Origin of the sequence: Novosphingobium sp. 18050 (assembly GCF_902706195.1) — a bacterium.
In the GTDB taxonomy this organism is placed as follows: Bacteria; Pseudomonadota; Alphaproteobacteria; order Sphingomonadales; family Sphingomonadaceae; genus Novosphingobium.
In genome coordinates this window covers 150,975-176,229 of the sequence record NZ_CACSJO010000009.1, presented here as the reverse complement: position 1 = coordinate 176,229, position 25,255 = coordinate 150,975, and the positions used below count along the sequence as shown (strand labels likewise).

At 65.5% G+C, this 25,255-nt stretch carries 19 protein-coding genes; 13 read left to right on the top strand and 6 right to left on the bottom strand.

The annotated features are described in order from the left end of the window. Window positions 1-57: 57 nt before the first annotated feature. Window positions 58-1,296 (top strand): cation:dicarboxylase symporter family transporter, encoded by a 1,239-nt coding sequence (locus tag GVL61_RS11550; RefSeq protein WP_159987271.1) that lies wholly within the window; start codon window positions 58-60, stop codon window positions 1,294-1,296. A gap of 19 nt (window positions 1,297-1,315) precedes the next feature. On the opposite strand, the gene GVL61_RS11545 is transcribed toward GVL61_RS11550, so the two are convergent. Then, a complete protein-coding gene (locus tag GVL61_RS11545) occupies window positions 1,316-1,924 on the bottom strand; it encodes an HNH endonuclease (protein WP_043973978.1) in 609 nt (202 codons plus the stop codon). 158 nt (window positions 1,925-2,082) lie between these two features. On the opposite strand from GVL61_RS11545, the gene gluQRS reads away from it, so the two are divergent. The 5 genes from gluQRS (at window position 2,083) to GVL61_RS11520 (ending at window position 5,334) form a co-directional block, all read left to right on the top strand. Next, on the top strand, window positions 2,083-2,928 hold the full coding sequence (gene gluQRS / locus GVL61_RS11540) for a tRNA glutamyl-Q(34) synthetase GluQRS (protein WP_159980072.1): 846 nt from the start codon (window positions 2,083-2,085) through the stop codon (window positions 2,926-2,928). Continuing rightward, window positions 2,925-3,158 (top strand): HIG1 domain-containing protein, encoded by a 234-nt coding sequence (locus GVL61_RS11535; RefSeq protein ID WP_159980062.1) that lies wholly within the window; start codon window positions 2,925-2,927, stop codon window positions 3,156-3,158. The genes gluQRS and GVL61_RS11535 overlap by 4 nt, the downstream gene beginning before the upstream one ends. An 84-nt stretch (window positions 3,159-3,242) precedes the next feature. After that, entirely contained in the window at window positions 3,243-3,812 is a 570-nt protein-coding gene (locus GVL61_RS11530; RefSeq protein WP_159980060.1) for a cob(I)yrinic acid a,c-diamide adenosyltransferase, read from the top strand. A gap of 72 nt (window positions 3,813-3,884) precedes the next feature. Then, window positions 3,885-4,754 (top strand): 3-hydroxyacyl-CoA dehydrogenase family protein, encoded by an 870-nt coding sequence (locus GVL61_RS11525; RefSeq protein WP_159980058.1) that lies wholly within the window; start codon window positions 3,885-3,887, stop codon window positions 4,752-4,754. A gap of 259 nt (window positions 4,755-5,013) precedes the next feature. After that, complete coding sequence (locus GVL61_RS11520; protein WP_159980056.1) at window positions 5,014-5,334, top strand: hypothetical protein; 321 nt, start codon at window positions 5,014-5,016, stop codon at window positions 5,332-5,334. A gap of 16 nt (window positions 5,335-5,350) precedes the next feature. On the opposite strand, the gene GVL61_RS11515 is transcribed toward GVL61_RS11520, so the two are convergent. After that, window positions 5,351-5,536: a hypothetical protein gene (locus tag GVL61_RS11515; RefSeq protein ID WP_159980054.1), complete on the bottom strand. Its 186-nt coding sequence runs from the start codon at window positions 5,534-5,536 to the stop codon at window positions 5,351-5,353. 24 nt (window positions 5,537-5,560) lie between these two features. Next, entirely contained in the window at window positions 5,561-8,164 is a 2,604-nt protein-coding gene (gene mutS, locus GVL61_RS11510) for a DNA mismatch repair protein MutS (RefSeq protein WP_235037642.1), read from the bottom strand. A 114-nt stretch (window positions 8,165-8,278) separates the two neighbouring features. Here mutS and GVL61_RS11505 point away from each other — a divergent pair, with 114 nt between their 5' ends. Then, complete coding sequence (locus GVL61_RS11505) at window positions 8,279-10,543, top strand: NADP-dependent malic enzyme (protein WP_159980052.1); 2,265 nt, start codon at window positions 8,279-8,281, stop codon at window positions 10,541-10,543. Between the two features lie 159 nt (window positions 10,544-10,702). On the opposite strand, the gene GVL61_RS11500 is transcribed toward GVL61_RS11505, so the two are convergent. Beyond that, the gene (locus GVL61_RS11500; protein ID WP_159980050.1) at window positions 10,703-11,419 is read right to left on the bottom strand and encodes a tRNA (guanosine(46)-N(7))-methyltransferase TrmB; all 717 of its coding nucleotides are present in this window, start codon (window positions 11,417-11,419) and stop codon (window positions 10,703-10,705) included. 144 nt (window positions 11,420-11,563) lie between these two features. Here GVL61_RS11500 and GVL61_RS11495 point away from each other — a divergent pair, with 144 nt between their 5' ends. Beyond that, window positions 11,564-11,920, top strand: coding sequence for a CidA/LrgA family protein (locus tag GVL61_RS11495; RefSeq protein ID WP_159980104.1), 357 nt, complete (start codon window positions 11,564-11,566; stop codon window positions 11,918-11,920). Then, entirely contained in the window at window positions 11,917-12,615 is a 699-nt protein-coding gene (locus GVL61_RS11490) for an LrgB family protein (protein ID WP_159980048.1), read from the top strand. Before GVL61_RS11495 ends, GVL61_RS11490 begins: the two co-directional genes overlap by 4 nt. A gap of 77 nt (window positions 12,616-12,692) precedes the next feature. Here the strand turns inward: GVL61_RS11490 and ctrA are convergent, their stop codons facing one another. Together ctrA and GVL61_RS11480 are read right to left on the bottom strand one after the other, a co-directional pair. Next, window positions 12,693-13,388, bottom strand: a complete 696-nt coding sequence (gene ctrA, locus GVL61_RS11485; protein WP_008832472.1) for a response regulator transcription factor CtrA — start codon at window positions 13,386-13,388, stop codon at window positions 12,693-12,695. Between the two features lie 254 nt (window positions 13,389-13,642). Further along, entirely contained in the window at window positions 13,643-15,010 is a 1,368-nt protein-coding gene (locus GVL61_RS11480) for a putative O-glycosylation ligase, exosortase A system-associated (protein ID WP_159980046.1), read from the bottom strand. Window positions 15,011-15,296: 286 nt separating this feature from the next. Between GVL61_RS11480 and GVL61_RS11470 the strand changes: the two genes are divergently transcribed. The 4 genes from GVL61_RS11470 (at window position 15,297) to GVL61_RS11455 (ending at window position 25,215) form a co-directional block, all read left to right on the top strand. Further along, window positions 15,297-16,550, top strand: a complete 1,254-nt coding sequence (locus GVL61_RS11470; protein WP_159980042.1) for a TIGR04063 family PEP-CTERM/XrtA system glycosyltransferase — start codon at window positions 15,297-15,299, stop codon at window positions 16,548-16,550. A 58-nt stretch (window positions 16,551-16,608) separates the two neighbouring features. Then, the gene (locus GVL61_RS11465) at window positions 16,609-18,816 is read left to right on the top strand and encodes a hypothetical protein (protein WP_159980040.1); all 2,208 of its coding nucleotides are present in this window, start codon (window positions 16,609-16,611) and stop codon (window positions 18,814-18,816) included. Window positions 18,817-19,127: 311 nt separating this feature from the next. Next, window positions 19,128-23,765: a glutamate synthase large subunit gene (gene gltB, locus GVL61_RS11460; protein WP_159980038.1), complete on the top strand. Its 4,638-nt coding sequence runs from the start codon at window positions 19,128-19,130 to the stop codon at window positions 23,763-23,765. Between the two features lie 16 nt (window positions 23,766-23,781). Next, window positions 23,782-25,215 (top strand): glutamate synthase subunit beta, encoded by a 1,434-nt coding sequence (locus tag GVL61_RS11455; protein ID WP_159980036.1) that lies wholly within the window; start codon window positions 23,782-23,784, stop codon window positions 25,213-25,215. The last annotated feature ends 40 nt before the right edge of the window (window positions 25,216-25,255 follow it).

Here is a 25,255-nt window from a genome sequence, read left to right as displayed (position 1 = left end):
CCCCAGGCCCCTGACCCCGCCCCCACGTCGACCTCCGGCACCGGCGGCCCCTCTCGAATTCCCGAAATCCGGGTGCCGGGGATGCTTACTCTGGCCGGGCTGGTCGCCGGATTGCTGATCGGCCTGATGATCGCGGACAAGCCGGTCGCGCATACCGCGCTGGCAGTGGCCGGCCCGGTCGGTGCACTGTGGTTGCAGGGCCTGCAGATGACGATCCTGCCGCTGGTCGCCGGACTGCTGTTTTCCGGCATCGTCGAGACTGTCGCTGCCGCCCGCGCCGGGGCCATGGCGCGCCGGACACTGGGGATCATCGTCGGCTTTCTGGCTTTCAGCGCGATGCTTGGCGCGGCGCTGATGCCGCTGCTGCTGGACCTGTTCCCGGTGCCCGCCGGGGTCAGCTTCGACCACGGCGCCGATCCGGGCAAGGTTCCCGGACTGGCCGATTTCCTGTCCTCGCTGCTGCCCGACAACGTCGTCTCTGCGGCGGCGGCCAGCGCGATGCTGCCGGTCATCGTCTTCGTGGGCCTTTTCGCGCTGGCCTCCACCAAACTGGCGGACGAACCGCGCCGCAGCCTTGCGGTACTGTTCGAAGGACTGGCAGGCGCGATGATGGTACTGATCGGCTGGGTGTTGATGCTCGCACCGATCGGTGTCTTCGCGCTGGGCCTGACGCTGGGCGTGCGCAGCGGAGGTGCCGCGCTGGGAGCACTGGCGCATTACATCGTACTGGTGACGGCAGTGGGCACTGTGGTGATGATTGCGGGCTATACCATCGCCGTGCTGGTGGGGCGCCGCAAGCTGGGGGCCTTCGCAGCCGCCATCCTGCCCGCGCAGGTCGTCGCGATCTCCACGCAGTCGTCTATCGCCACCCTGCCTGCGATGCTCGCCGCCAGCCGCAAGCTCGGCACCGCGCAGACGACCTCGGAATTCGTGCTGCCGCTGGCGGTTACGCTGTTTCGTGCGACCGGCCCGGCGATGAACATGGCGGTCGCCATCTACGCCGCGAAACTGGCCGGGCTGGAACTCACCACCGGGGCGCTGATGGCAGGGACCTTCGTGGCCTTCGCGACCACCTTCGGCGCCGTTTCGCTTCCGGGCACGATCAGCTTCGTTTCCTCGATCGGCCCGATCGCAGCGGCCATGGGCGTGCCGCTCTGGCCGCTGGGCGTATTGGTGGCGGTCGAAGTCCTGCCCGACCTCATGCGTACAGTCGGCAACGTGACGATGGACGTAGCGGTGACGAGCGCCGTGGATGCCGGTGTAAAAGACCCTCAACCGGCTGAAACCATCCACTGAACGGGCCCGCAGGCGGCCCCTATTCCTCCAGCTCGATGTCCCAGTAAAGCCAGTCGCGCCAGGTTTCGTGCAGGAAGTTGGGCGGGAAGCCCCGGCCCCGCTCCTGCAATTGCCAGCTGGTCGGCCGGATCGGCGGAACCAGCGGCGGCATGTTCGCCTGCTTGGGCGTGCGACCGCCTTTCCTGAGGTTGCACGGCGCGCAGGCCGTCAGGATATTCTCCCAGGAGGTGCGCCCGCCCAGACGGCGGGGCAGCACATGGTCGAAGGTCAGTTGATGCGGGCTGCCACAATACTGGCAGGAAAACCGGTCGCGCAGGAACAGGTTGAAGCGGGTGAAGGCGGGAAATTCGCTCGGCTTCACATATTGGCGCAGCGCGATCACCGAGGGGATCTGCATCGTCCAGCTGGGGCTGTGCACCGCGCGTTCGTAGCTGGAAATGATGTCCACCCGCTCCAGCACCACTGCCTTGATCGCGGTCTGCCAAGGCCACAGGCTGAGCGGGTAATAGGAAAGCGGCGTATAATCTGCGTTGAGAACAAGTGCAGGGCAGTCGGAAAGACTACGAGAGGGGTCTCCCTCTGCGCTGCGGAATCGGGCCGCGCGCTCGATCAGGTCCGACCTGAGCATGGCCTCCTGTCGCAGGCTCTCATTGCTGTTTGATGGCAACGCATAACCGCATTTGCAGCATTTGCGGGAGCCCGCGTCAAGGTCGCAGTTTGCCAGGCCGCTTACGCAATCCACAGGATCGCTTGCGACTGCCGTCTCGGGCGCTAGGACGGGCTGACATGACGCGCACCCGCTTCGCACCCAGCCCCAACGGACCGCTGCATCTGGGCCACGCTTATGCGGCCATGATGGCGCATGACACCGCCCGCGCGCGGGGCGGGACCTTCGTCCTTCGCATCGAGGACATCGACGGCGCCCGCAGCCGCCCGGAGTTCATCGAAGAATTTTTCCGCGACCTCGAATGGCTGGGCCTCGCATGGGACGGAGACGCGGTGTTCCAGTCGCACCGGCTGGCCAGTTACGCTGCGGCGGGCGAGCGACTCAAGGCCATGGGCCTCCTCTACCCCTGCACCTGCACCCGCGCCGAGATCGCCGCAGCAGCCTTTGAAGCCGGCCCAGACGGCCTCGTCTATCCCGGCACCTGCCGGGGCCGCGATGTCGATCCCGCGCAGGCCGCGTGGCGCCTCGATGTAGCGAAAGCGGTGGCGCTCACCGGCCCGCTCGAATGGCTGGACGAAACGGCGGGCCGCCAGACCGCCATTCCGCAAATATTCGGCGACGTCGTGCTGCTGCGCAAGGACCTGCCCGCCAGCTACCACCTCGCCGCCACGCTGGACGATACGGCCGACGGCATCACCCTTGTCACGCGCGGGATGGACCTGTTTCCCGCCACCCACGTCCACCGCCTGTTGCAGGCCTTGCTCGGCCTTCCGGAGCCGACCTGGCTGCACCATCCGCTGCTGATCGAACCGGACGGACGCAAGCTCGCCAAGCGGCGCGGCGCCCCCTCGCTGGCCGATCGGCGCCGCGCGGGAGAGAACGGGCCCGCCATCGCCCGGGCACTGCGCGATGGACGCCTGCCCACTGGCCTTTCGCTTTCGCAAGGCGTACATCAGGCGCCATGAACTACATCCTTGTCCCCATCATCGTCGTGCTGGTGATCATGGTCGTCATCAGCCTCGTGCGCGGCATCATCGCCTTCCTGAACAGCACGAAGGAAGACCTGAACCGCGATCCCACCGCGACCGGGCCGACCGCCAACCAGCTGTTGCAGAACAAGATGATGTTCAACCGCATCAAGTATCAGGCCGCCGCCGTGCTGGTCTGCGCCTTGCTGCTGGCGATGGCGCGCTGAAGTAGCGGTTTGCGGCGGGGGCTTCGATAGGCTGAGCCTGTCGAAGCCCCCGCGCGACTTCTCCCGAAAACCTAAGGAACGCTCTTGGTCCGCCTGAACAAGATCTACACCCGCACCGGCGACGACGGTTCCACCGGCCTCGTCGATGGATCGCGCCTGCCCAAGCATGCGGCGCGCATGGAAGCGATCGGCGCGGTGGACGAAACGAACAGCGCCATCGGCCTCGCCGTCTGCGCCCTGACTGGCACGGCGCACGCCGCGAACCTCACACGCATTCAGAACGATCTGTTCGACCTCGGCGCAGACCTCGCCACGCCCGGCGATGACTTCACCCCCGGTGAGATGACCCTGCGCATCGTTCCCACGCAGGTCGACTGGCTGGAAACCGCTATCGACGCGGTCAACGATCACCTCTCGCCCCTGCGCAGCTTCATCCTGCCGGGCGGCAGCGAGGCGGCCGCACGCGTCCACATTGCCCGCGCCTCGGCCCGCTCCGCCGAACGGCGCGCCGTCGCACTGGCAACGGACACTTTGGTCAACCCGGCGGCGCTCGCCTATATCAACCGCCTGAGCGATTACCTTTTCGTGCTTGCCCGCGCGGTCAATGCCAATGGCGCGGACGATGTACTTTGGGTGCCGGGCCAGAACCGATAGATCGAATCGCTAGGTTCCCTCCCTCGCCGCAAGCTGTTAAGCGCTCGGTTAAATTCTAGAGGGAGTTTGGCAGTGCAGACAGTCGGCATCATCGGCGCAGGAATCATGGGCGCGGGCATCGCCCAGACCGTGGCAGGCAAGGGCATGGACGTAGTCCTGACCGACGTAAGCCTGGAAAATGCTGAAAAGGGCAAGGCCGGCATCGCCAAAAGCCTCGCCAAGCTGGTCGCCAAGGAAAAGATCTCCCAGGCCGACGCCGACGCGCTGCTCGCTCGCATCACCCCCGCCGCCGACTATTCCGCCATGTCGGGCGCCGACCTCATCATCGAGGCCGCCACCGAGCGTGAGGACATCAAGCACAAGATCTTCGAAGCCGCCGGCAAGGTGCTGGGCGCCAATTCCATCATGGCATCGAACACCAGCTCGATCCCGATCACGCGCATGGCCGCCAGTTCGCCCGACGCAGGTCGGTTCTGCGGCCTGCACTTCTTCAACCCGGTGCCGGTAATGGGCCTGGTAGAGGTTATCCCCGGCCTCGCCACTTCGCAGGACACGATCGACCGCATGAAGGCGTTCGGTGAAAAGCTGGGCAAGACCGTGGTCCTCGCCGGTGACGAACCCGGCTTCGTCGTCAACCGCATCCTGTGCCCGATGCTCAACGAGGCGATCTTCGTTCTTGGTGCAGGCATCGGTTCGGTCGAGGATATCGACGCCGGCTGCAAGATCGGCCTCAACCACCCAATGGGCCCGCTGACGCTGGCGGACTTCGTCGGCCTCGATACGCTGTACGAGATCATGAAGGTGTTCCAGGCGACCACGGGCGATCCGAAGTACCGCCCCGCGCCGCTGCTGCAGAAGTACGTCGAGGCAGGCTGGTACGGCCGCAAGTCGGGTAAGGGCTTCTACGATTATTCCGGTGAAGTGCCGGTTCCCAGCAAGTAAAAGAGCAGGCGCAGGGGGGGCACCTCCCCTGCGCCCATTACTGTCGTCGTAGCGCGAGCAGCGACGTTACGCGCTCCTTACTGCCGCAGGCTATCAAGCCTCCCGACTCAAAGTGGGCACAAGGGGGGCTGCACGCACCGCCTCGACATTTTCCGGGGTCTGGGGCGATGGCCCCAGGTCTTCCTAATCCCGCAAACCTCGATGATCCCCGGAACCCCGCGCTCGGCCCGTCCGTTACTCCTGCAAAGGAGATTTCCCGATGACCGAACGCCCCGACGACCTCGCCCCCGAAACGGTGAACGACGAGCAGGAAGACGAAGAAGCGCAAGCGCAGTCGGTAGCCGAGCAGGCTCAGGGCCGCACCTCGGGCAATACGGGTCTTGGAGATACCGAGAAGGTCAAGGGCGGCATCGGGGACGAAGATGACATCGAGGATGTCGTCGATCACATGAACCAGATGGACACAAGCGGCACCATCGACATGTCCGCGTATGACGGCGAGGAGACGATGGACGATCTCGAAGGCCGTTACGGCAAGAAAAATGCCGCCGACAAGGATTTCGCGAACGACGATTCCTGATCGTCGTCGGCGTACATCAATTTCCCGCGGTCTCCGGCGTTTTCAGCGCCGCAGTGATTTGCTGCATGGTCTTGGCCTGATCCTGCCCATCGTCGTGATCGGGTGACGGGATGGAGCAGTAGGCCGTCAGCAGCACCCCTGCGGACCAGAACAGCGCATTCCAGCGGCTACGGAAGACAGTGGTGATCTTGGGACCTATCATGGGCTCGGGATATCCCGCCCAAGGTTAAGACTCCGTGCCTGCCTCACGCTTGAGATCGTAGAGGATTTCTAGCGCGTCGCGCGGTGACATGGCATCGACGTCCAGCGTGTTCAGCTTGTCGCGCAGGGCGTCGGCCGGAGCTTCGCGAATTTCCTGCACGGCGGCGAACAGCGGCAGGTCGCCAAGGCCCGCCGCCAGACCGCCGGTTTCCGTGCGGGCTTTTTCCAATTTTTCCAACACCGACTTGGCGCGGCTGATGACCTTGGGCGGTACGCCTGCAAGCCGGGCCACGGCAAGGCCGTAGCTGCGATCCGCCGGGCCGCTCGCCAGTTCGTGGAGCAGGACGAGGTCGCCCTTCCATTCGCGCGCGCGGACATGGTGGAGCGAGAGCGCCTCGCAGGTTTCCGCCAGCCGCGCCAGTTCGTGGTAGTGGGTGGCGAAAAGGCAGCGGCAGCGGTTGGTTTCGTGCACCGCCTCGGCCACGGCCCATGCCAACGCGAGGCCGTCGTATGTCGAGGTGCCGCGCCCCACTTCGTCAAGGATGACGAAGCTGCGGTCCGTCGCCTGCGCAAGGATGGCGGCAGTTTCCACCATCTCCACCATGAAGGTCGAGCGGCCCCGCGCGAGGTTGTCGGAGGCGCCGACGCGGCTGAACAGGCGGTCGACCATGCCGATCCGCGCCGACTTCGCAGGAACGAAGCCGCCCGCCTGCGCGAGCAGCACGATCAGCGCGTTCTGGCGCAGGAAGGTCGACTTACCGCCCATGTTGGGGCCGCCGATGAGCCAGAGCCGGTCGTGGCTGGCTAGACGGCAGTCGTTGGAAACGAAGCGCTCACCCTGTGCTTTGAGCGCGGCTTCTACCACCGGATGGCGCCCGCCCTCGATATCGAGCGAGATGCCTTCGACCACCTGCGGACGGCTCCAGCCGCCCTCCGCCGCGCGTTCGGCCTGCCCGGCGGCCACGTCGATGCGGGCCAGCGCGGCGGCGGTGCGGGCGATGGTCTGGCGCGCGGCGACGGCTTCGGCCACCAGCGTTTCGAAGTGCCCCTCCTCGGCGGCGAGGGCGTGGCCCCCGGCTTCGGTGATGCGCGCGGCTTCCTCGTGGAGGGCAACGGCGTTAAAGCGCATCGCGCCCGCCATCGTCTGGCGGTGGGAGAAGCCGCTATCGGGCTCCATCAGCTTGTCGGCGTGGCGCTGCGCCACTTCGATGAAGTAACCCAGCACGTTGTTGTGCTTGATCTTGAGCGAGGCGACGCCGGTTTCCTCGCGGTACTTCGCCTCCAGCGCGGCGATGGCGCGCCGTGCGTTGCCGGACATCATCCGCAATTCGTCGAGCGATGCGTCATAGCTGCTGGCGATATAACCGCCCTGCCCGCGCTCGGTCGGCGGGCTCTGCACCAGCGCGCGGGCGAAGTGATCAACCAGTTCCGCGTGTCCGCCCAGCGCCGGCAGCAGCCGCTCCAGCAGCACAGGTAGATTGTCCATCATCGCCAGCCGCTCGCCGGTGGTGCGGGCGCCCGCAAGGCCGTCGCGCAACTGGCCGAGATCGCGCGGAGAGCCGCGTCCCGCCACCACGCGGCCCAGCGCGCGGCCCACGTCGGGTAGCGCCCGCAGCGCAGCGCGCAGGTCTTCGCGCAGCAGCGCGTCGCCGTGGAGCCATTCGACCAGTTCCAGCCGCTCGGCGATGGCCATGCGGTCGGTCAACGGGGCGGAGAGATCGTCCGCCAGCTGGCGCGCACCGGCGCCGGTCACGCACCGGTCGATGGCGTCGATCAGGCTGCCCTTCCGGCCGCCTTGCGACGATTCGAGGATTTCCAGACTGGCGCGCGTTGCCTCGTCCATGGCCAGCGCGGCATCGCCGGACCGGGCCTCGGGCGGGAGCAGCAGCGGCAGGTTACCGCGCCCGACATGATCGAGATAGGCGATCAGCCCGCCCGCTGCCGCCAGCATGGCGCGGCTGAAGGTCCCGAACCCATCGAGCGTCGAGACGCCGTGGATCAGCTTTAGCCTCCCGTCGCCGCCATCAGAGGAAAATTCGTGGGCCTCGCGCGCGATCACGCCGTCCGGAGCAGCGTCCCAGCCGCCGGGCGCTACCAGTTCGCTTGGCCCCAGCCGGGCCAACGCCGCCGCCAAACGCTCGGGCGCGCATTCTTCCAGTTCCATACGGCCGGTCGAGATATCGCACGAGGCGATGCCCACCACGCCGCGCACTTCACAGGCCGCCGCCAGCACGTTGGCACGGCGCGGTTCGAGCAGCGATTCCTCGGTCAGCGTCCCGGCCGTGACGAAACGCACGATATCGCGCGCAACCAGCGCCTTGGAGCCGCCGCGCTTCTTCGCCTCGGCAGGCGTCTCGGTCTGCTCGGCAATGGCGACGCGGCAGCCCGCCTTGATGAGGCGCGCGAGGTATCCTTCCGCCGCGTGGACCGGCACGCCGCACATCGGGATCGGCTGCCCCTGGTGCTCGCCCCGCGTCGTCAGGGCAATGTCGAGGACCTGGCTCGCGGTCTTCGCATCGTCGAAAAACAGCTCGAAGAAGTCGCCCATGCGATAGAACAGCAGGCAATCGTCCGCTACCTCGCGCAGGGCGAGATACTGGGCCATCATGGGGGTCACGGGTGCACTCATGCCGGAAGCGTTAGCCCCGCGCTGCGCGTTTTGGGAAGCACGACAGCCATCCTTTCCCCTATCGCGTCGCCATCAGATTCGTTAGGGCCCCAGGCGAAGCCGGGGAGATTACACTTGTCCGATAAGTCCAAGGTCCAATTCACCGAGCGCGAGGCGCTGTTCTACCACCAGACGATCCGTCCGGGTAAGATCGAGATTATCGCCTCTAAACCGATGGCGACGCAACGCGACCTCAGCCTGGCCTATTCGCCGGGCGTCGCCGTACCGGTGCAGGCCATCGCCGACGATCCCGCCACCGCCTACGACTATACCGCCAAGGGCAACCTCGTGGCCGTCATCTCGAACGGCACCGCGATTCTGGGCATGGGCAATCTGGGCGCACTGGCATCCAAGCCCGTGATGGAAGGCAAGGCCGTCCTGTTCAAGCGCTTCGCCGACGTCGATTCGATCGATATCGAGTTGGCCAGCGAAGACACCGAGGCCCTGATCGAAGCCATCGCGATGATGGAGCCGAGCTTCGGCGGCATCAATCTGGAAGACATCAAGGCGCCTGAGTGCTTCATCATCGAGCAGGCCCTGCGCGAACGCATGAAGATCCCGGTCATGCACGACGACCAGCACGGCACGGCGATCATCGCCGCCGCCGGCCTGATCAATGCCTGCCTCATCACCGGCCGCAAGCTGGATGAGGTCAAGGTCGTGGTGAACGGTGCCGGCGCTTCGGCGCTGGCGTGCACCTCGCTCATCAAGTCCATGGGTGTGAAGCACGAGAACGTCCTCGTCTGCGACACCAAGGGCGTGATCTATCCGGGCCGCGAGCGCGTCGACCAGTTCAAGTCGACCCACGCCGTCATGACCGACCGCCGCACTCTGGCCGAAGCCGTCGTCGGTGCCGACGTGATCCTTGGCCTTTCTGCCAAGGGCGCGGTCACCGCCGACATGGTCAAGTCGATGGCGCCCGAGCCGATCATCTTCGCAATGGCCAACCCGGACCCGGAAATCACTCCGCCGGAAGCCAAGGCAGTGCGCCCCGACGCCATCGTCGCCACCGGCCGGTCGGACTATCCCAACCAGGTCAACAACGTGCTTGGCTTCCCCTTCATCTTCCGCGGCGCGCTCGACGTGCGGGCCACCGCGATCAATGAAGAGATGAAAATCGCCGCCGCCACCGCCATCGCCGAACTGGCGCGCGAGCAGGTCCACGAAGACGTTGCCGCTGCCTACGGCGGCGAGACCCAGGTGTTCGGGCGCGACTACATCATCCCGGCGCCGTTCGATCCGCGCCTTATGGAAGTCGTCCCCATGGCCGTTGCCAGGGCGGCAATGGATTCGGGCGTGGCCCAGAAGCCGATCGAGGACTTCGAAGCCTATCGCCACCAGCTGAAGGCCCGCCTCAACCCTACCACCTCGGTGCTCACACGCGTCTACGAGCAGGTGAAGGCCAACCCCAAGCGGGTGATCTTCGCCGAAGCCGACAACGAAGTCGTCCTGCGCGCCGCCGTGCAGTACCGCGATTTCGGCTATGGCGAACCGGTGCTGGTCGGCCGCACCCAGACCATCCTCGACCGCATGGCCGAACTGGGCGTGCCCAACCCGGAGAGCTTCCACATCGAGAACTCGATGGTCTCCGAACATGTGACGCCGATGGTCGAGATGCTCTACGAGCGCCTCAAGCGCCGCGGCTTCCTGAAGCGCGACGTCCAGCGCATGGTCAATACCGACCGCAACATCTTCGCCTCCGGCCTGCTCAAGCTGGGCGTGGGCGATTCGATGATCACCGGCGTGACCCGTCCCTTTGCGCAGTCCATGAAGGAAGTGCGCCGCGTGCTGGACCCGGCTGAGGGCAAGCTGCCCTTCGGCATCCACATGCTGGTCGGCAAGAACCACACGGTTTTCATGGCCGATACCACCATCAACGAGCGTCCCAGCGCCGAGGAACTGGCCGTCATCGCCACCGAAACGGCAGCCGTGGCCCGCAAGCTCGGCCACGAACCGCGCGTCGCGTTCCTCAGCTACTCCACCTTCGGCAACCCCGCAGGCAAGTGGCTGGATGCAACGCGTGAGGCGATCCACATCCTCGACGAGCAGCAGCCCGACTTCGAATATGAGGGCGAACTAGCTCCCGATGCGGCGCTGAACCCGAAGGTGATGGCGCTCTATCCATTCAGCCGCCTGACGGCTCCGGCGAACGTGCTGATCATGCCGGGCCTGCAGTCGGCCAATATCTCGGCCAAGCTGCTGCGCGAAATCGGCGGTACGACCACCATCGGGCCGATGCTGCTGGGTATGGAAAAGCCAGTGCAGATCGCACCGATGACCGCCATCGCACCGGATGTGCTGACGCTGGCAGTGTTGGCGGCGGCAGGGATCGCCGGCTGACGTCCAGCCTAACGGTTGAAGGGGAGAAATGCAGGGGCCAACGCCCCTGCACCCCAACCCCGGCATTACCGCGCGCGTACTAGCGCCGGGCTATTCACGCAGAGATGCTCCTCTACGACGACATTCACGGGGTCTGGGGTAATGACCCCAGGACTTCCCCTATTTCCGCTTGTACCGGAAGTACCAGACCTCATGCCCGTAGACGGTCCGAGCCTTGTTCTCGTAGCGCGTTTCGGGCCAGCCGCTGGGCCGGACCTGGAAATCGCCGGGCTTTTCGCAGAGCCAATCGAACTGGTCGGTATGCCTCTGCATGACCATCAGCGCGTGGCGAACGTAGACCGCGTGATCGGTGCCGAACCTAAACTCCCCGCCGGGCTTGAGCTTCGCGGCAAACATGTTCACCGGGCCATCGTTCATCATCCGGCGCTTGGCGTGACGTGCCTTGGGCCAGGGGTCCGGGTGCAGCAGATAAAGGAACGACAGCGATCCGTCGGGGATACGCGCCAGCACTTCCAGCGCGTCGCCATGGTGGATGCGCACGTTGCCGATCGGCGGGTGTGCGCCGTTGTCTCCGCTGACGTGAGTGAGGGCCTGGGCCACGCCGTTGAGGAACGGTTCGGCGCCGAGGAAGCCGTGGTCGGGCAGCATGTCGGCGCGGGCAGCCATGTGTTCGCCGCCGCCAAATCCGATCTCGAAGTGGAACGGGCGGTCCGTGCCGAACAGGGCAGTCGACGTGACCGGGCCTTCTTCGGGTACGGAGATGCGCGGGAGAAGGTCGTCGACCAGGCCCTGTTGCGCGGCGCGCAGGGGCTTGCCCTTGGCGCGGCCATAGAGGCGGTTGAGCGTGGTCGGATCGCCGGATTTGTGTGCCGTCATGGCGCGCGCCACTGGCACTCATGGGCGCATCAGTCAATAAAGAGGGGCGATATGCCGCGTGAGGGCGACGAAGTTGCGCGGCGCAACTCCGTTTGACCAAATTGCCGATTGCCAGCGCAGGCGATGCCCTGCTTAACCGCAGGAATGCTGCGTGCGATCTTCCTGCTTCTTGCCTGCCAACTTGCCGGTGAAGCGATTCACAGACTGACCGGGCTTGCCCTGCCAGGGTCGGTGATCGGGATGGTGCTGCTCGTCGGCTGGCTGGCGCTCGTCCCGCTTGAACGCCCGGGACTGGTTGCCGTGGCTGGCTGGCTCACCGCACATCTTGCCGTCATGTTCGTGCCGGCGGCGGTTGGGCTGATTGATGAAGGCGCGGCGCTTTCCGCCTATGGCATCGGGCTGGTGGCAGCGACCATCGTTTCGACCGTGCTGACGCTGGTGGTCACCGCGCTGGTGTTTCGCTGGGCGCTGGCCCGTTTCGTGACCGAGGACAGTGCATGAATGACGCCGCGCTACTGGCCGCGCCCCTGTTCTGGCTGACCGTGACTTTGGGGGTGTTCGAGTTTTTCGACACCGCCTCGAAGCGCAGCGGCCGTCATCCGCTGTGCCATCCGGTGCTGTGGTCCACACCGGTGCTGATCGGCGTGCTGCTGGCAACGGGCACACCCTATACGGCGTACAAGGCCGCAACGATGCCGTTGAGCTTCCTGCTCGGTCCGGCGGTCGTTGGTCTTGCGGTGCCGATCTGGGCGGAGCGGGTGCGCATCCGACGCCTTGCCGTGCCGATTTCTCTGGCGCTTCTGGCAGGAGCAGTGACTTCGATCGTGAGCGCGGTGGGCATCCTCGCACTATTCGGGGCGCCGCGCGAAATCCTCGCCTCGATCGCTCCGCGCGCGACGACGACGCCGGTAGCCATGGCGGTTGCCGGACATCTGGGCGGTATTCCGGCCTTGGCGGCGGTGATCGTGCTGTTCGCAGGCGTGGTCGGCGCGATGATTGCAACGCCGCTGCTCAATGCGCTGGGACTGCGGGACTACCGCGCACGGGGATTCGCCATTGGCGTGGCAGCACATGGCATAGGCGCAGCGCGGGCGTTTCAGGTCGATGCTACCGCGGGGGCGCTCGCCAGCCTGGGCATGGCGCTCAACGCAGTGGTGACGGCTGCCCTGCTTTCAATCGCGGCGCTATTGCTCTGACACAAAGAGAAACGGCCCGCCCCTCGTGAGGGCAGGCCGCCGTTTCCTGCAAGGGGTGCAGGGTAGTTTCGTATCGGTCAGGCCGCTTCGGCAGCCTCGTCGGGATCACGCAGCACGTAGCCGCGGCCCCATACCGTCTCGATGTAATTGGCGCCGCCGCAGGCGTGGGCCAGCTTCTTGCGCAGCTTGCAGATGAAGACGTCGATGATCTTCAGTTCGGGTTCGTCCATGCCGCCGTAAAGGTGGTTGAGGAACATTTCCTTGGTCAGCGTGGTGCCCTTGCGCAAGCTGAGCAGTTCCAGCATCGCGTATTCCTTGCCGGTCAGGTGCACGCGGGCGCCATCGACTTCGACCGTCTTGGCGTCGAGGTTGGTGACCAGCTTGCCGGTACGGATAACCGACTGCGAGTGGCCCTTCGAACGGCGGACCACGGCGTGGATGCGGGCAATCAGTTCTTCGCGGTGGAATGGCTTGGTCACGTAGTCGTCCGCGCCGAAGCCGAACGAGCGCACCTTGCTGTCCATTTCCGAGATGCCCGACAGGATCAGGACCGGCGTCTGCACCTTGGCGACACGCAGTTTCTTGAGCACGTCATAGCCGTGCATGTCGGGCAGGTTCAGGTCGAGCAGAATGATATCGTAGTCATACAGCTTGCCCAGATCGAGACCTTCTTCGCCAAGATCGGTCGAGTAGACATTGAAACCCTCCGCCGTCAGCATGAGCTCGATAGCCCGGGCCGTGGTCGGTTCATCCTCGATCAGCAGCACTCGCATGGGTCAGTGTCCTTCTTGCCCCGATGTCCCGGCGCTCTCGCGACCTTTAAGGACATTGCCGTGTATTAACCATATGACCAATGATCATTAAAGGTTAATTTGCCGTAAACGCAGGATTGTCCCTTAAGCCTTTGTACGGAACGAAACTGCGTCATGCCGCGCGAACCGCGCCATTGCAGACGATAACGGCCGATGCTGGTTAATGTTAAGGATGGCAGGGAATAAAGCGCAAACGTTTTGAGGCGAGCCGAGTCCTATCCCGCAGCGGGAACCCGTACCTGCATCTTGCGGGCGCCCGGGCGCTGGGCACGTTCCGGCCCCGATATCCGCTTAAGGTAGCTCCACAGCCCGCACTGAAGCCCGATCAGCATCAGGATGAAAGGCTGGAAGGCGATACCCACGAACAGCGAGCCGATCAGGTAGACCACCTGGGCCAGTTGCAGCGCGACGGCGAGCGGAGCGGCCCAGGCTTCGTCCGGGTCGGTGCGGTCCTTCCAGCGGCGGCGGATCATCTCCATCTGGACGAGGCCCGATATCTGCAGCGTCAGCCACAGCGCGAGCCCGGGGAAGCCCTGTTCGCCCAGCATCTCGAAGTAGCTTGAGTGGAAGGCCCGGCCTTCCTCGACCACGCGGGTGCGCGAAATCGTCACGTTGCTGCCGCTCGTCTGGCTGGAGACGGTGTCGTATTCGACCTTGCTCGACATGTAGACTTCAAAGCCGCCGCCCAGCGGATGGTCCTTGGCGTAGCCCATGGTCCACTTCCACACGCCGATTCGCGTCCCCGCCGACTGATCGGACTGGTGATTTTCGATCGTGTTCATGCGGGCGAGGTAGGATGCGGGGAGAAACGGAACCGCCAGCATCGGCGCCAGCGTCATGCCGGCCATGATGACGAACCGATGCTTCGAGGTCCTGAGGTAAAGGACGCAAAGGATGCCCAGACAGACAAGGCCGGTACGCGCCTGCGTCCCCACCGGGATCAGCGAACAGGCGAAGATCAACGCGATGGTGAAGGTCCAGACCCGCCAGTCGGCCGGGAAGATCGTGCCGTATTTCGCCAGCCAGATCGCGATCGGGATGATGGCAATGGCCACGCAGGAGATGATCGAGCCTTCGTAAAGCCCGGTGTTGTTCTCGATGAAGATGATGAGCGAGCCATAGCCGCCGCCGCCCATCGCGGTCTTCAGCCCGCCGTCGATGATCAGCGCGCTGGCCGAGAGCACCATGGCAAGCGCCACCGCCTCGATTCGCAGGCGTGTGCGCAGGGTCAGCGGCAGGAACATCGCGAAGACCAGCGCCTTCCACACCCACGACCACTTGGTCAGCGCCTCCACCGGATAATCGGCGGTGAGGGTGCTTATGCCGCAATAGACCAGCAGCGCGGCCAGCAGGCCCTGCCGCCAGGTAAACCGCGAATCGCGTTTGTCGTCGAAGATCAGCCAGCCGAGGAATGCCGCCGCAAAAGCGATCAGCGATGTCGGCATCTGCGTGAGGAAACCCCACGAGATGAGCTGCGGCGCAACGATATCGACGTAGAGGTAACACAGCACCCACAGGAACGGCCGCTTGAAGCCGAGCAGGATCATGGCGCCGAAAAACGCGGTCAGGCCGAGGTTAAGCATCGCGGCCCCCCGATTCCCCGCCAGCCGATTCGCTATCGGCAGGCCGTCCAGTGCGCATGACCCGGGGGGCCCCGCGAATCGGAGTGCGCCCGGTCGGCTCGGGCGCCTCGCCTTGCGTTTCCCCCCGCACTTCGACATCGAGATCCGGCCGCCATACCAGCCGCCAGGCGGCAAGCAGCAGCAATCCATGAGACAGGGCAAGGGCAAGGATGTCGACCATCTGGGCGGTGCGATAGCAAACTCGAGTTGACGGCGCGTTAAGCGTTCGCAAGCTAGGAATTACGCCATGACCCGCATTCTCCATGTACTCGACCATTCGCTGCCGATCCACAGCGGCTATACCTTCCGCACCCGCGCGATCCTCAGAGCCCAGCAGGCACTGGGGCTTGAGGTGCGCAGCGTCACCGGCCCGCGCTACAACAAAGTGGAAGCCGCCGACGAAGGCGCAGTCGATGAGCATGACGGTCTCCTCTTTCACCGCACCGGCGGCAGCGCCTCTGGCCTGCCCGGCCTTCTGGAATGGCGCGAGATCGCTCTTTTCGCGCGGGCGATAGAGCGCGTCGTGAAGGAATGGCGCCCGGACGTGATCCACGCCCACTCCCCGGTCCTGTGCGGTCAGGCGGCCCTGCGCGTGGCGCGGAAATACGGAATTCCACTGGTCTACGAGATTCGCGCCTTCTGGGAAGATGCGGCGGTCGGAAACGGCACCGGCAGCGAAGGTTCGCTGAAATACCGCCTGACCCGGATGCTCGAAAGCCATGTGGTGCGCAGCGCCGATGCGGTGGTGACGATCTGCGAGGGCCTGCGCCGTGATCTCGCGCTGCGCGGCACGCCGGAAAGCAAGATCACCGTCATGCCCAACGGGGTGGACCTCGAACTGTTCGGCAGCCCCCTGCCGCGCGACCCTCAGCTTGCCCGCGAACTGGGCTTCGACGGCCCGAACGGTCCCTGCCCGGTGATTGGCTTCATTGGCAGCTTCTACGATTACGAGGGGCTCGACGACCTGATCGAGGCGATGCCCCATCTCGTCGCCCGTCAGCCCGATGCCCGGCTGCTGCTGGTCGGCGGCGGTCCGCGCGAAGAGGACCTGCGCGCGCAGGCGGCGGCGTCTCCGGCGGCGGCGGCGATTCGCTTCGTCGGCCGGGTGCCCCATCATGAGGTGGACCGCTACTATGCGCTGTGCGACGTCATGGCCTACCCACGCAAACGAAGCCGGCTGACCGACCTTGTGACCCCGCTAAAGCCGCTCGAGGCGATGGCTCAGGGCAAGTTGGTGGCGGCAAGCGACGTAGGCGGCCACCGTGAACTGGTGACCGACGGCAAGACCGGTGTACTCTTCACCCCGGACGATCCGAAAGCCTGCGCCGATTCGCTGGCGCGGCTGCTGGAAGAGCGCAGCGATTGGGACGCCTACCGCCGCGCGGGCCGAGAACATGTCGAAACCCGCCACGATTGGGCCTACAATGCCCGTCGTTATCCTCTCGTTTACCAAATGCTGGCACCACAGTCCGCTCAAAGTGGGCTCGAAGCCGCCGCCTGACGAAAGCGACGGCACTAGCGAGCGGGTCCATCGAAAAAGACATCACGAGGTAAGATCAGTGGGCGAGCAAAAACGCAGGAACGCAGGCGCAGAGCCGATCAGCCGTCACCCGCTGTTCCCGGCGATCGTGGCACTCTGGTGCGGGGCCCTGCTGGGCCTTGGCAGCATCATGGTCAGCCCCGCAGCGATAGAGGGTCTGGTGCTGGCCACCGGCATCCACAAGGTGATCCCGATGGCGGCGCCGCCACTCGGCACCACCACGCGCATCCTGCTGGCCCTCGCAGCCACCGGTCTCGGCGCTGCGATCGGCGCTGTCATCGCCCGCCGGATCGCCCGCCCCAAGGCTGCACACGAACGCACCCGCCCGGCGCAGCAGCTGGCTTCGCACGGCTCCGAAGCCGCTGAAGCCACCCCGGCAGACGCCGCCGTCGAGATGGCCGAGGCCGCCCCGGCTGAAGCCACCCCGGTCGAAACACAGCTGGCGGAAGCCGTCCGCCCGGGCCGCATCCCCGGCCGCCGCCGCGCGCTGGCGCTCAACACCGAGGACGACGTCAGCACTTACGAGGACCGCGCACCGATCCCCGGCCGCGATACCCCGATACTGGACGCGCAAATCCTGAACGTCGCCGAATTCGACCTCGACGGGTTCGATCACGACGCGTCCGCCGACCCCGCTTTCCGGGCTACTCCGCGCGCGCCGAGCCTCGAAGTCGCGGACGACGGCGCCGACCTGCCCGCCTGGCTGGATGCCGAATCGGCATGGCACGAACCCGAGCAGGACGACCGCGCCAACTTCGCGCCCTTCATCCCAGCGGACGCGCAGATCTTCCAGCAAGGGTTCCAGGCTCAGCTCAACCGCGAGGCCGACGATATCGAGGGCGCCATCGAGACGACCGACGTCGGACTGCCCAGCGGCCATCCCTTCGCACCGGTGACCAACCGCCTGTTCGAAGCCTACTCACGCGAAGTCTCCAGCATCACCGCAGATCCTGCCAGCGCCGAGCCCGGTTTCAAGCTGCTGCCGCGCCTGCATTCGGGCGCCTGGGGCAAGGAAGAGGCCCCGCTGGTCGCCCCCTTCTCCGCCGAGGCCGAAGCTGACGAGACCAGGTCTGGCGAGCCGGAAAATGTGACCGAAATCGGCACCTGGACGGAAAACGCCTTCGATGCGCCGACGATCGCGTCCGGAATCGAGGATGCGCCCGCAGCGTTCGAGGTAAACATTGCCGCGCCGCAGGCCTTCTCACCGATCTTCGCCGAAACGTCCCTCGCTGAAGAGGCCTTCGAGTCCGAAGAGACGTTCGAAGAAGCGAACCCTGCGCAGGCAGTCGCAGTTTCGCCCGAGCAGCAGGCATCCGCCCGAATCGCCGAGGCCAACCTCGACACTCTGTCGCATGTCGAACTGCTCGAGCGCCTCGCCCTCGCCATGGCCGGCCGCCGCCAGCAGATACGTCGCGCTGCCGAAATCGCCGCCGCGCCCATTGCTGTCGAATTCGCACCCTTGCGCGAAGTGCCCCCTGCCGACGCCGCTTCGGACGAGTTCACGCCGCCGGCGTTCGAAAACCTCGCCCCCGAACCGTTCGCCGATGTCGCCTCGTTCGACCCGCCGGTGATCGAGAGCGAAGCGGCTTTCGAGGAAACCATCGACACGCCAATCGCGCCGGTGCCGGATGCCCCGTCCGCCGAGGCATTCGATGCCGGGTTCGACCCGTATCAGTCGATTCCCGCCGCGCTGCGCCCCGTCACCTTCGAGGACTATGCCGAGGACTATGGCGCGGACGAAGCCCTGCCCAGCTACATCCCGCCGCGCCATATCGGTCTGACCCCTCTCGACACCCATTTCGACAACCGCTTCGAACAGGATGGCCAGCACGATGTGGAGGCCTCATTCGCCCCCGCATCCTTCCCCGCCAGCCCGTTCACGGCGGAAGAGGAAGGAGAGAGCGACGAGGAAGTCGTGCTGCAGCAGGGCTATTCCTCGCTCCTCAACCTGTCGCGCCACGCCGCCGCCCCGCGGCGCCAGTTCGCCGAAATCGAGACATTCGAGGAAGAAACCGAAGAACGCGGCACGGTCCATGACCTGCTCGGCCAGGAAGCTCGCGAAGCCGTACCCTTCTCGCGCCCCACGCTGGCCCCTGCCCCGATAAACGATGCCGCGCCCGCGGAACGCCTGTTCGACAGCCCCGGTGCCCGTCCCGACCAGGAAGCCACCGAGCAGGCCCTGCGCGCCGCCCTCGCCACGCTTCAGCGCATGAGCGGCGCGGCCTGATCCAACCTGCGGGCCCGCTCGACCGGCCCGCTCTCAACCGGCGTCATCCTACCCCAACCCCGCTCAGGCCCTTTGAAGCAGAGCCCGGGCGGGGTTGTTTGCATAATAAAATGCCGTGAATTCTGCCGATCAGGCATGCAATCCTGCGCAAGCGATGCGTTCGCAGTTGCAAAACCGTCCTTCAATCGTCATGGGGACGGTGGGGTCATGTGCCGCGTGAGACTACGTGAGGTCGTCGCACGATTCGTGCGCGACTGCGGGCAAGCGCGGTGACCCCATTTGAAAAAATGTGACAGGATGGGTTTATATCGATGGGATTTCCTAAGCCCCAGGGCCTCTATGACGCGCGTAACGAACACGATGCATGCGGTGTGGGCTTCGTCGCCCATATCAAAGGCCAGAAAAACCACGCGATCATTACCCAGGCCCTGGAGATTCTGAAAAACATCGACCACCGCGGTGCGGTGGGCGCAGACCCTCTGCTCGGTGACGGCGCCGGTATCCTGACCCAGCTTCCCGACCAGCTGTTTCGCAGCTGGGCGGCCGGCGAAGGTCTCGAACTGCCGCAGGCCGGCGACTATGCCGTCGCCATGTGCTTCCTGCCGCAGGACAAGGCCGCGCACGATTTCATCACCGCCGCCTTTGAGAAGTTCATCAAAAAGGAAGGCCAGACCCTGATCGGCTGGCGCGACGTCCCCGTCACGCTCGACGGCCTCGGCAAGACCGTGCTCGAATCGATGCCGGTGATCCGCCAGTGCTTCGTTGCACGCGGTGAAAACTGCGCCGACCAGGACGCGTTCGAGCGCAAGATCCTCGCGATCCGCAAGCAGACCCAGAACCCGCTCAAGGCGCTGGCCGTCAAGCACGACATGCCCGGCCTGACCGAGCTGTACATGCCCAGCTTCTCCAGCCGTACGATCGTCTACAAGGGCCTGCTGCTGGCGACCCAGGTCGGCTCTTTCTACGACGACCTGCGCAACCCCGAGTTCGTCTCGGCGCTGGGCCTTGTGCACCAGCGCTTCAGCACCAACACCTTCCCCAGCTGGAAGCTGGCCCACCCGTTCCGCTTCATGGCGCACAACGGCGAGATCAACACGGTTCGCGGCAACGTGAACTGGATGAACGCACGCCGCCGCACCATGGAAAGCGAGCTGCTCGGCGCCGATCTCGACAAGATGTGGCCGCTGATCCCGCACGGCCAGTCTGACACCGCCTGCCTCGACAACGCTTTCGAACTGCTGCTCGCCGGCGGCTACAGCCTTGCCCACGCGATGATGATCCTCATCCCAGAGGCATGGTCGGGCAACCCGCTGATGACCGCAGAACGCCGCGCGTTCTACGAATACCACGCCGCCCTGATGGAGCCGTGGGACGGCCCCGCCGCCGTCGCCTTCACCGACGGCCGCCAGATCGGTGCCACCCTCGACCGCAACGGCCTGCGCCCGGCGCGCTTCCTCGTCACCGACGACGATATCTGCGTAATGGCCTCCGAAAGCGGCGTTCTTCCGATCAAGGAAGACAACATCGTGCGCAAGTGGCGTCTCCAGCCCGGCCGCATGCTGCTGATCGACTTCGAGGAAGGTCGCATCATCGAGGACGAGGAGATCAAGACCAAGCTGGCCGAGGCCGAGCCTTATGAAAAGTGGCTCGACCAGGCGCAGTACAAGCTGGCCGACCTCGACGTGATCGAGCCGGAACTGGCCGAACTGCCCAAGGCCACCGGCACGCTGCTCGATCGCCAGCAGGCCTTCGGCTACACGCAGGAAGACGTCACCCGTTTCCTCGAACCGATGGCCGTCAACGCCGACGATCCGCTCGGCTCCATGGGCACCGATACGCCGATTCCGGTGCTGTCGTCGAAGTCGCGCCTGCTGTACGATTACTTCAAGCAGAACTTCGCACAGGTCACCAACCCGCCGATCGACCCGATCCGCGAGGAACTGGTGATGAGCCTTGTCACCATGATCGGCCCGCGCCCGAACCTGCTGGGTCACGATGCCGGCACGCACAAGCGTCTGGAAGCCAGCCAGCCGATCCTGACCGACCTTGGCCTTGCCAAGATCCGTTCCGTGGAGGCCGCGCTCGACGGCGCTTTCCGCACCGGCACGATCGACATGACCTGGGACGCCAAGAGCGGGGCCGCCGGCCTTGAGCAGGCGATCAAGGAAATGTGCTGGGCCGCGACCGAAGCCGTGCTGGCGGACAAGAACATCCTTGTCCTGTCCGACCGTGCGCAGGGCCCGGACCGCGTACCGATGCCGGCGCTGCTGGCGACGGCGGCGGTGCACCACCACCTCGTCCGTCAGGGCCTGCGCATGCAGACCGGTCTTGTCGTGGAAACCGGCGAAGCGCGCGAAGTGCACCACTTCTGCGCTCTGGCCGGCTACGGCGCCGAAGCGATCAACCCCTATCTCGCGCTTGAAACGATCGAATCGATCCGCGTGCGCAAGAACCTGCCGGTAACGGCCGAGCAGGCGGCGAAGAACTACGTCTATGCCGTGGGCAAGGGCATCCGCAAGGTCATGTCCAAGATGGGCATTTCGACCTACCAGTCTTACTGCGGGGCGCAGATCTTCGACGCGGTTGGCCTCTCCACCGCCTTCGTCGACAAGTACTTCAACGGCACCGCCACCACCATCGAAGGTGCCGGTCTGGCCGAGATCGCGGAAGAGACCGTGCGCCGCCACTCGGCAGCCTACGGCGACGATCCGATCTACAAGTCGATGCTCGACGTGGGCGGCATCTACGGCGCGCGCGTGCGCGGCGAGGAACACGCCTGGACGAGCGAGAACATCGGCCTGCTCCAGCACGCCGTGCGCGGCAACGTGCCCGAAAAGTACCGCCAGTTCGCGCAGACCATCAACGACCAGTCGGAGCGCATGCTCACGATCCGGGGCCTGATGGAATTCAAGGCCGGCCAGGCGATCGACATCGATGAGGTCGAACCGGCCGCCGAGATCGTCAAGCGCTTCGCCACCGGCGCGATGAGCTACGGCTCGATCAGCTGGGAAGCGCACACCACGCTGGCCGTGGCGATGAACCGCATCGGCGGCAAATCGAACACCGGCGAAGGTGGCGAAGATCCCAGCCGCTTCAAGCCGATGGCCAACGGCGACACCATGCGCTCGTCGATCAAGCAGGTTGCCTCGGGCCGCTTCGGCGTCACCACCGAGTATCTGGTCAACGCCGACGACATCCAGATCAAGATGGCCCAGGGCGCCAAGCCCGGCGAAGGCGGCCAGCTGCCGGGTGACAAGGTCAACAAGACCATCGGCGCCACCCGTCACTCGACGCCGGGCGTCGGCCTGATCTCGCCGCCGCCGCACCATGACATCTACTCGATCGAAGACATCGCGCAGCTCATTCACGATCTCAAGAACGTGAACCCGACTTCGCGCGTCTCGGTGAAGCTGGTGTCCGAAGTCGGCGTGGGCACGGTTGCGGCGGGCGTCTCCAAGGCGCGCGCCGATCACATCACGATCTCGGGTTATGAAGGCGGCACCGGCGCTTCGCCGCTGACCTCGCTGACCCACGCGGGTAGCCCCTGGGAAATCGGCCTTGCCGAAACCCAGCAGACACTGCTGCTCAACAACCTGCGCAGCCGCGTGGTCGTGCAGGCCGATGGCGGCCTGCGCACCGGCCGCGACGTTGCCGTGGCCGCGCTTCTGGGCGCGGACGAGTTCGGCTTCGCCACTGCTCCGCTGATCGCGGCGGGCTGCATCATGATGCGCAAGTGCCACCTCAACACCTGCCCGGTGGGTGTGGCGACGCAGGATCCGATCCTGCGCGGCCGCTTCACCGGCCAGCCCGAGCATGTGATCAACTACTTCTTCTTCGTCGCCGAAGAACTGCGCGCGATCATGGCCGAGCTAGGCTTCCGCACCATCCCCGAGATGGTCGGCCGCGTGGACATGCTCGACATGAAGAAGGCGGTCACGCACTGGAAGGCCAAGGGCGTCGACCTGTCGAAGCTGCTCTACCAGGCGCCGCTGGGTGACGGTCCGTCGCTCAACTGGTCGCAGACGCAGGATCACGGGCTTGAGCACGCGCTCGACAACCAGCTGATCGAAGCGGCCACCGACGCTCTGGAAAACCGCGCCGCCGTGCGCATCGAAAAGTCCATCATCAACGTCAACCGCACGGTCGGCGCGATGCTTTCGGGCGAAGTCGCCAAGCGGTACGGCCATGCCGGCCTGCCCGACAACACGATCAACGTGAAGCTCACCGGCGTCGCCGGCCAGAGCTTCGCCGCCTGGCTTTCCCACGGCGTCACGCTCGACCTGACCGGCGATGCCAACGACTATGTCGGCAAGGGCCTTTCGGGTGGCCGCGTGATCGTGCGCCAGCCCGGCCACGTCGACCGTGATCCGCTCAAGAACATCATCGTTGGCAACACCGTGCTTTACGGCGCGATTTCCGGTGAGGCGTTCTTCAACGGCGTCGGCGGTGAGCGTTTCGCGGTCCGCAACTCGGGCGCGATCACCGTGGTCGAAGGCTGCGGCGATCATGGCTGCGAGTACATGACCGGCGGCGTCGTCACCGTTCTGGGCAAGACCGGCCGCAACTTCGCGGCAGGCATGTCTGGCGGCATCGCCTACGTCTACGACGAGGATGGCCAGTTCGAACAACTGGTCAACGGCTCGATGGTCGACCTGCTTCCGATCTCGGCCGACGCCGACGAAGATGAGGGCACCGGCCGCCCGCAGCAGCGCACCGTCTCGGTCAACGACCTGGGCATGGGCGATCCGCTGCGCCACGATGCGGAGCGCCTGCGCATCCTGCTCGAACGCCACCACCTGCACACCGGCTCGAAACGCGCCCGCGCCTTGCTCGACGATTGGAGCAACGCACTGGGCAAGTTCGTCAAGGTGATGCCGCGCGACTACGCGAAGGCACTCAGGCTGCTTGAGGCTGAACGCCTCGAAGCCGCCTCGGTCGCAGCAGAATAATTGGGATACGCATACGATGGGTAAGGAAACCGGCTTTCTCGAGCTTGACCGCCACGACCGCAAGTACGGTCCGGTTGACGCACGACTGAAGAACTACAACGAGTTCGTCATCCCGCTTAAGCCGCAGGCGCTCAAGGACCAGGCGTCGCGCTGCATGAACTGCGGCGTGCCGCACTGCCATACCGGCTGCCCGGTCAACAACATCATCCCGGACTGGAACCACCTGGTCTACGAGGACGACTTCCGCAACGCGCTGGAAGTCCTCCACTCGACCAACAACTTCCCGGAATTCACCGGCCGCATCTGCCCCGCTCCGTGCGAGGCGGCCTGCACGCTCAACATCATCGACGAGCCGGTGACCATCAAGTCGATCGAATGCGCGATCGTCGACAAGGGATGGGCCGAAGGCTGGATCACGCCGCAGGTTCCGGCCAGGCGCACCGGCAAGTCGGTCGCGGTCGTGGGTTCGGGCCCGGCGGGCCTCGCCTGCGCCCAGCAATTGGCGCGCGCCGGCCACTCCGTCACGGTGTTCGAGAAGAACGACCGGGTCGGGGGGCTGATGCGCTACGGCATCCCCGACTTCAAGATGGAGAAGCACCTCATCAACCGCCGTGCGGCGCAGATGGAAGCCGAAGGCGTGGTGTTCAAGACCTCCACTGAAGTGGGCGTGACCGTGTCGGTCGCCTCGCTGAAGGAGAACTTCGACGCCGTGGTATTCGCCGGCGGCGCCGAGGAAGCCCGCCGTCTGGACATCCCCGGCGCAGAACTGCCGGGCGTGCGTCCGGCGATGGAATTCCTGACCCAGCAGAACAAGCGCAACGCCGGCGACGACGAACTGCGCGCAGCCCCGCGCGGCACCATCTCCGCCACCGGCAAGCACATCATCGTCATCGGCGGCGGTGATACCGGGTCGGACTGCGTGGGCACCTCCAATCGCCAGGGCGCGGCTTCGGTCACCCAGCTGGAAATCATGCCCAAGCCGCCGGTCATGGAAGACAAGGCAATGTCGTGGCCGTTCTGGCCGCTCAAGCTGCGGACGTCCTCCAGCCACGAAGAAGGCGCGGAGCGCGACTGGTCGATCCTGACCAAGCGCGTGGTCGGCAGCAACGACGTCACCGGCCTGGAATGCGTCCGCGTCGAGTGGGCTGGCGGCAAGATGACCGAAGTGCCCGGCAGCGAGTTCACGCTGCAGGCGGACCTGATCTTCCTCGCCATGGGCTTCACCGGCCCGCGCAAGACCGGCATGATCGACCAGTCGGGCGTCGAGCTGGACCCGCGCGGCAACGTCAAGGCCAACATGCTCAAGTACCAGACCAGCGATGAGCAGATCTTCGCCTGCGGCGACATGCGCCGCGGCCAGTCGCTGGTCGTCTGGGCGATCCGCGAGGGCCGCCAGTGCGCCCGCTCGGTCGACGAAGTGCTGATGGGCGCCAGCCTGCTGCCGCGCTGAACTTCAGCCAGATCGAACAAGAAAGGGGCGCGCCGCGAGG

What these genes read in the sequence shown, in the direction of transcription:
- GVL61_RS11545 (WP_043973978.1), bottom strand. Translation starts at nt 1,924, where the DNA reads ATGCTCAGGTCGGACCTGATCGAGCGCGCGGCCCGATTCCGCAGCGCA.
- gluQRS (WP_159980072.1), top strand. Translation starts at nt 2,083, where the DNA reads ATGACGCGCACCCGCTTCGCACCCAGCCCCAACGGACCGCTGCATCTG.
- GVL61_RS11535 (WP_159980062.1), top strand. Translation starts at nt 2,925, where the DNA reads ATGAACTACATCCTTGTCCCCATCATCGTCGTGCTGGTGATCATGGTC.
- GVL61_RS11520 (WP_159980056.1), top strand. Translation starts at nt 5,014, where the DNA reads ATGACCGAACGCCCCGACGACCTCGCCCCCGAAACGGTGAACGACGAG.
- GVL61_RS11515 (WP_159980054.1), bottom strand. Translation starts at nt 5,536, where the DNA reads ATGATAGGTCCCAAGATCACCACTGTCTTCCGTAGCCGCTGGAATGCG.
- mutS (WP_235037642.1), bottom strand. Translation starts at nt 8,164, where the DNA reads ATGAGTGCACCCGTGACCCCCATGATGGCCCAGTATCTCGCCCTGCGC.
- GVL61_RS11500 (WP_159980050.1), bottom strand. Translation starts at nt 11,419, where the DNA reads ATGACGGCACACAAATCCGGCGATCCGACCACGCTCAACCGCCTCTAT.
- GVL61_RS11495 (WP_159980104.1), top strand. Translation starts at nt 11,564, where the DNA reads ATGCTGCGTGCGATCTTCCTGCTTCTTGCCTGCCAACTTGCCGGTGAA.
- GVL61_RS11490 (WP_159980048.1), top strand. Translation starts at nt 11,917, where the DNA reads ATGAATGACGCCGCGCTACTGGCCGCGCCCCTGTTCTGGCTGACCGTG.
- ctrA (WP_008832472.1), bottom strand. Translation starts at nt 13,388, where the DNA reads ATGCGAGTGCTGCTGATCGAGGATGAACCGACCACGGCCCGGGCTATC.
- GVL61_RS11480 (WP_159980046.1), bottom strand. Translation starts at nt 15,010, where the DNA reads ATGCTTAACCTCGGCCTGACCGCGTTTTTCGGCGCCATGATCCTGCTC.
- GVL61_RS11470 (WP_159980042.1), top strand. Translation starts at nt 15,297, where the DNA reads ATGACCCGCATTCTCCATGTACTCGACCATTCGCTGCCGATCCACAGC.
- gltB (WP_159980038.1), top strand. Translation starts at nt 19,128, where the DNA reads ATGGGATTTCCTAAGCCCCAGGGCCTCTATGACGCGCGTAACGAACAC.
- GVL61_RS11455 (WP_159980036.1), top strand. Translation starts at nt 23,782, where the DNA reads ATGGGTAAGGAAACCGGCTTTCTCGAGCTTGACCGCCACGACCGCAAG.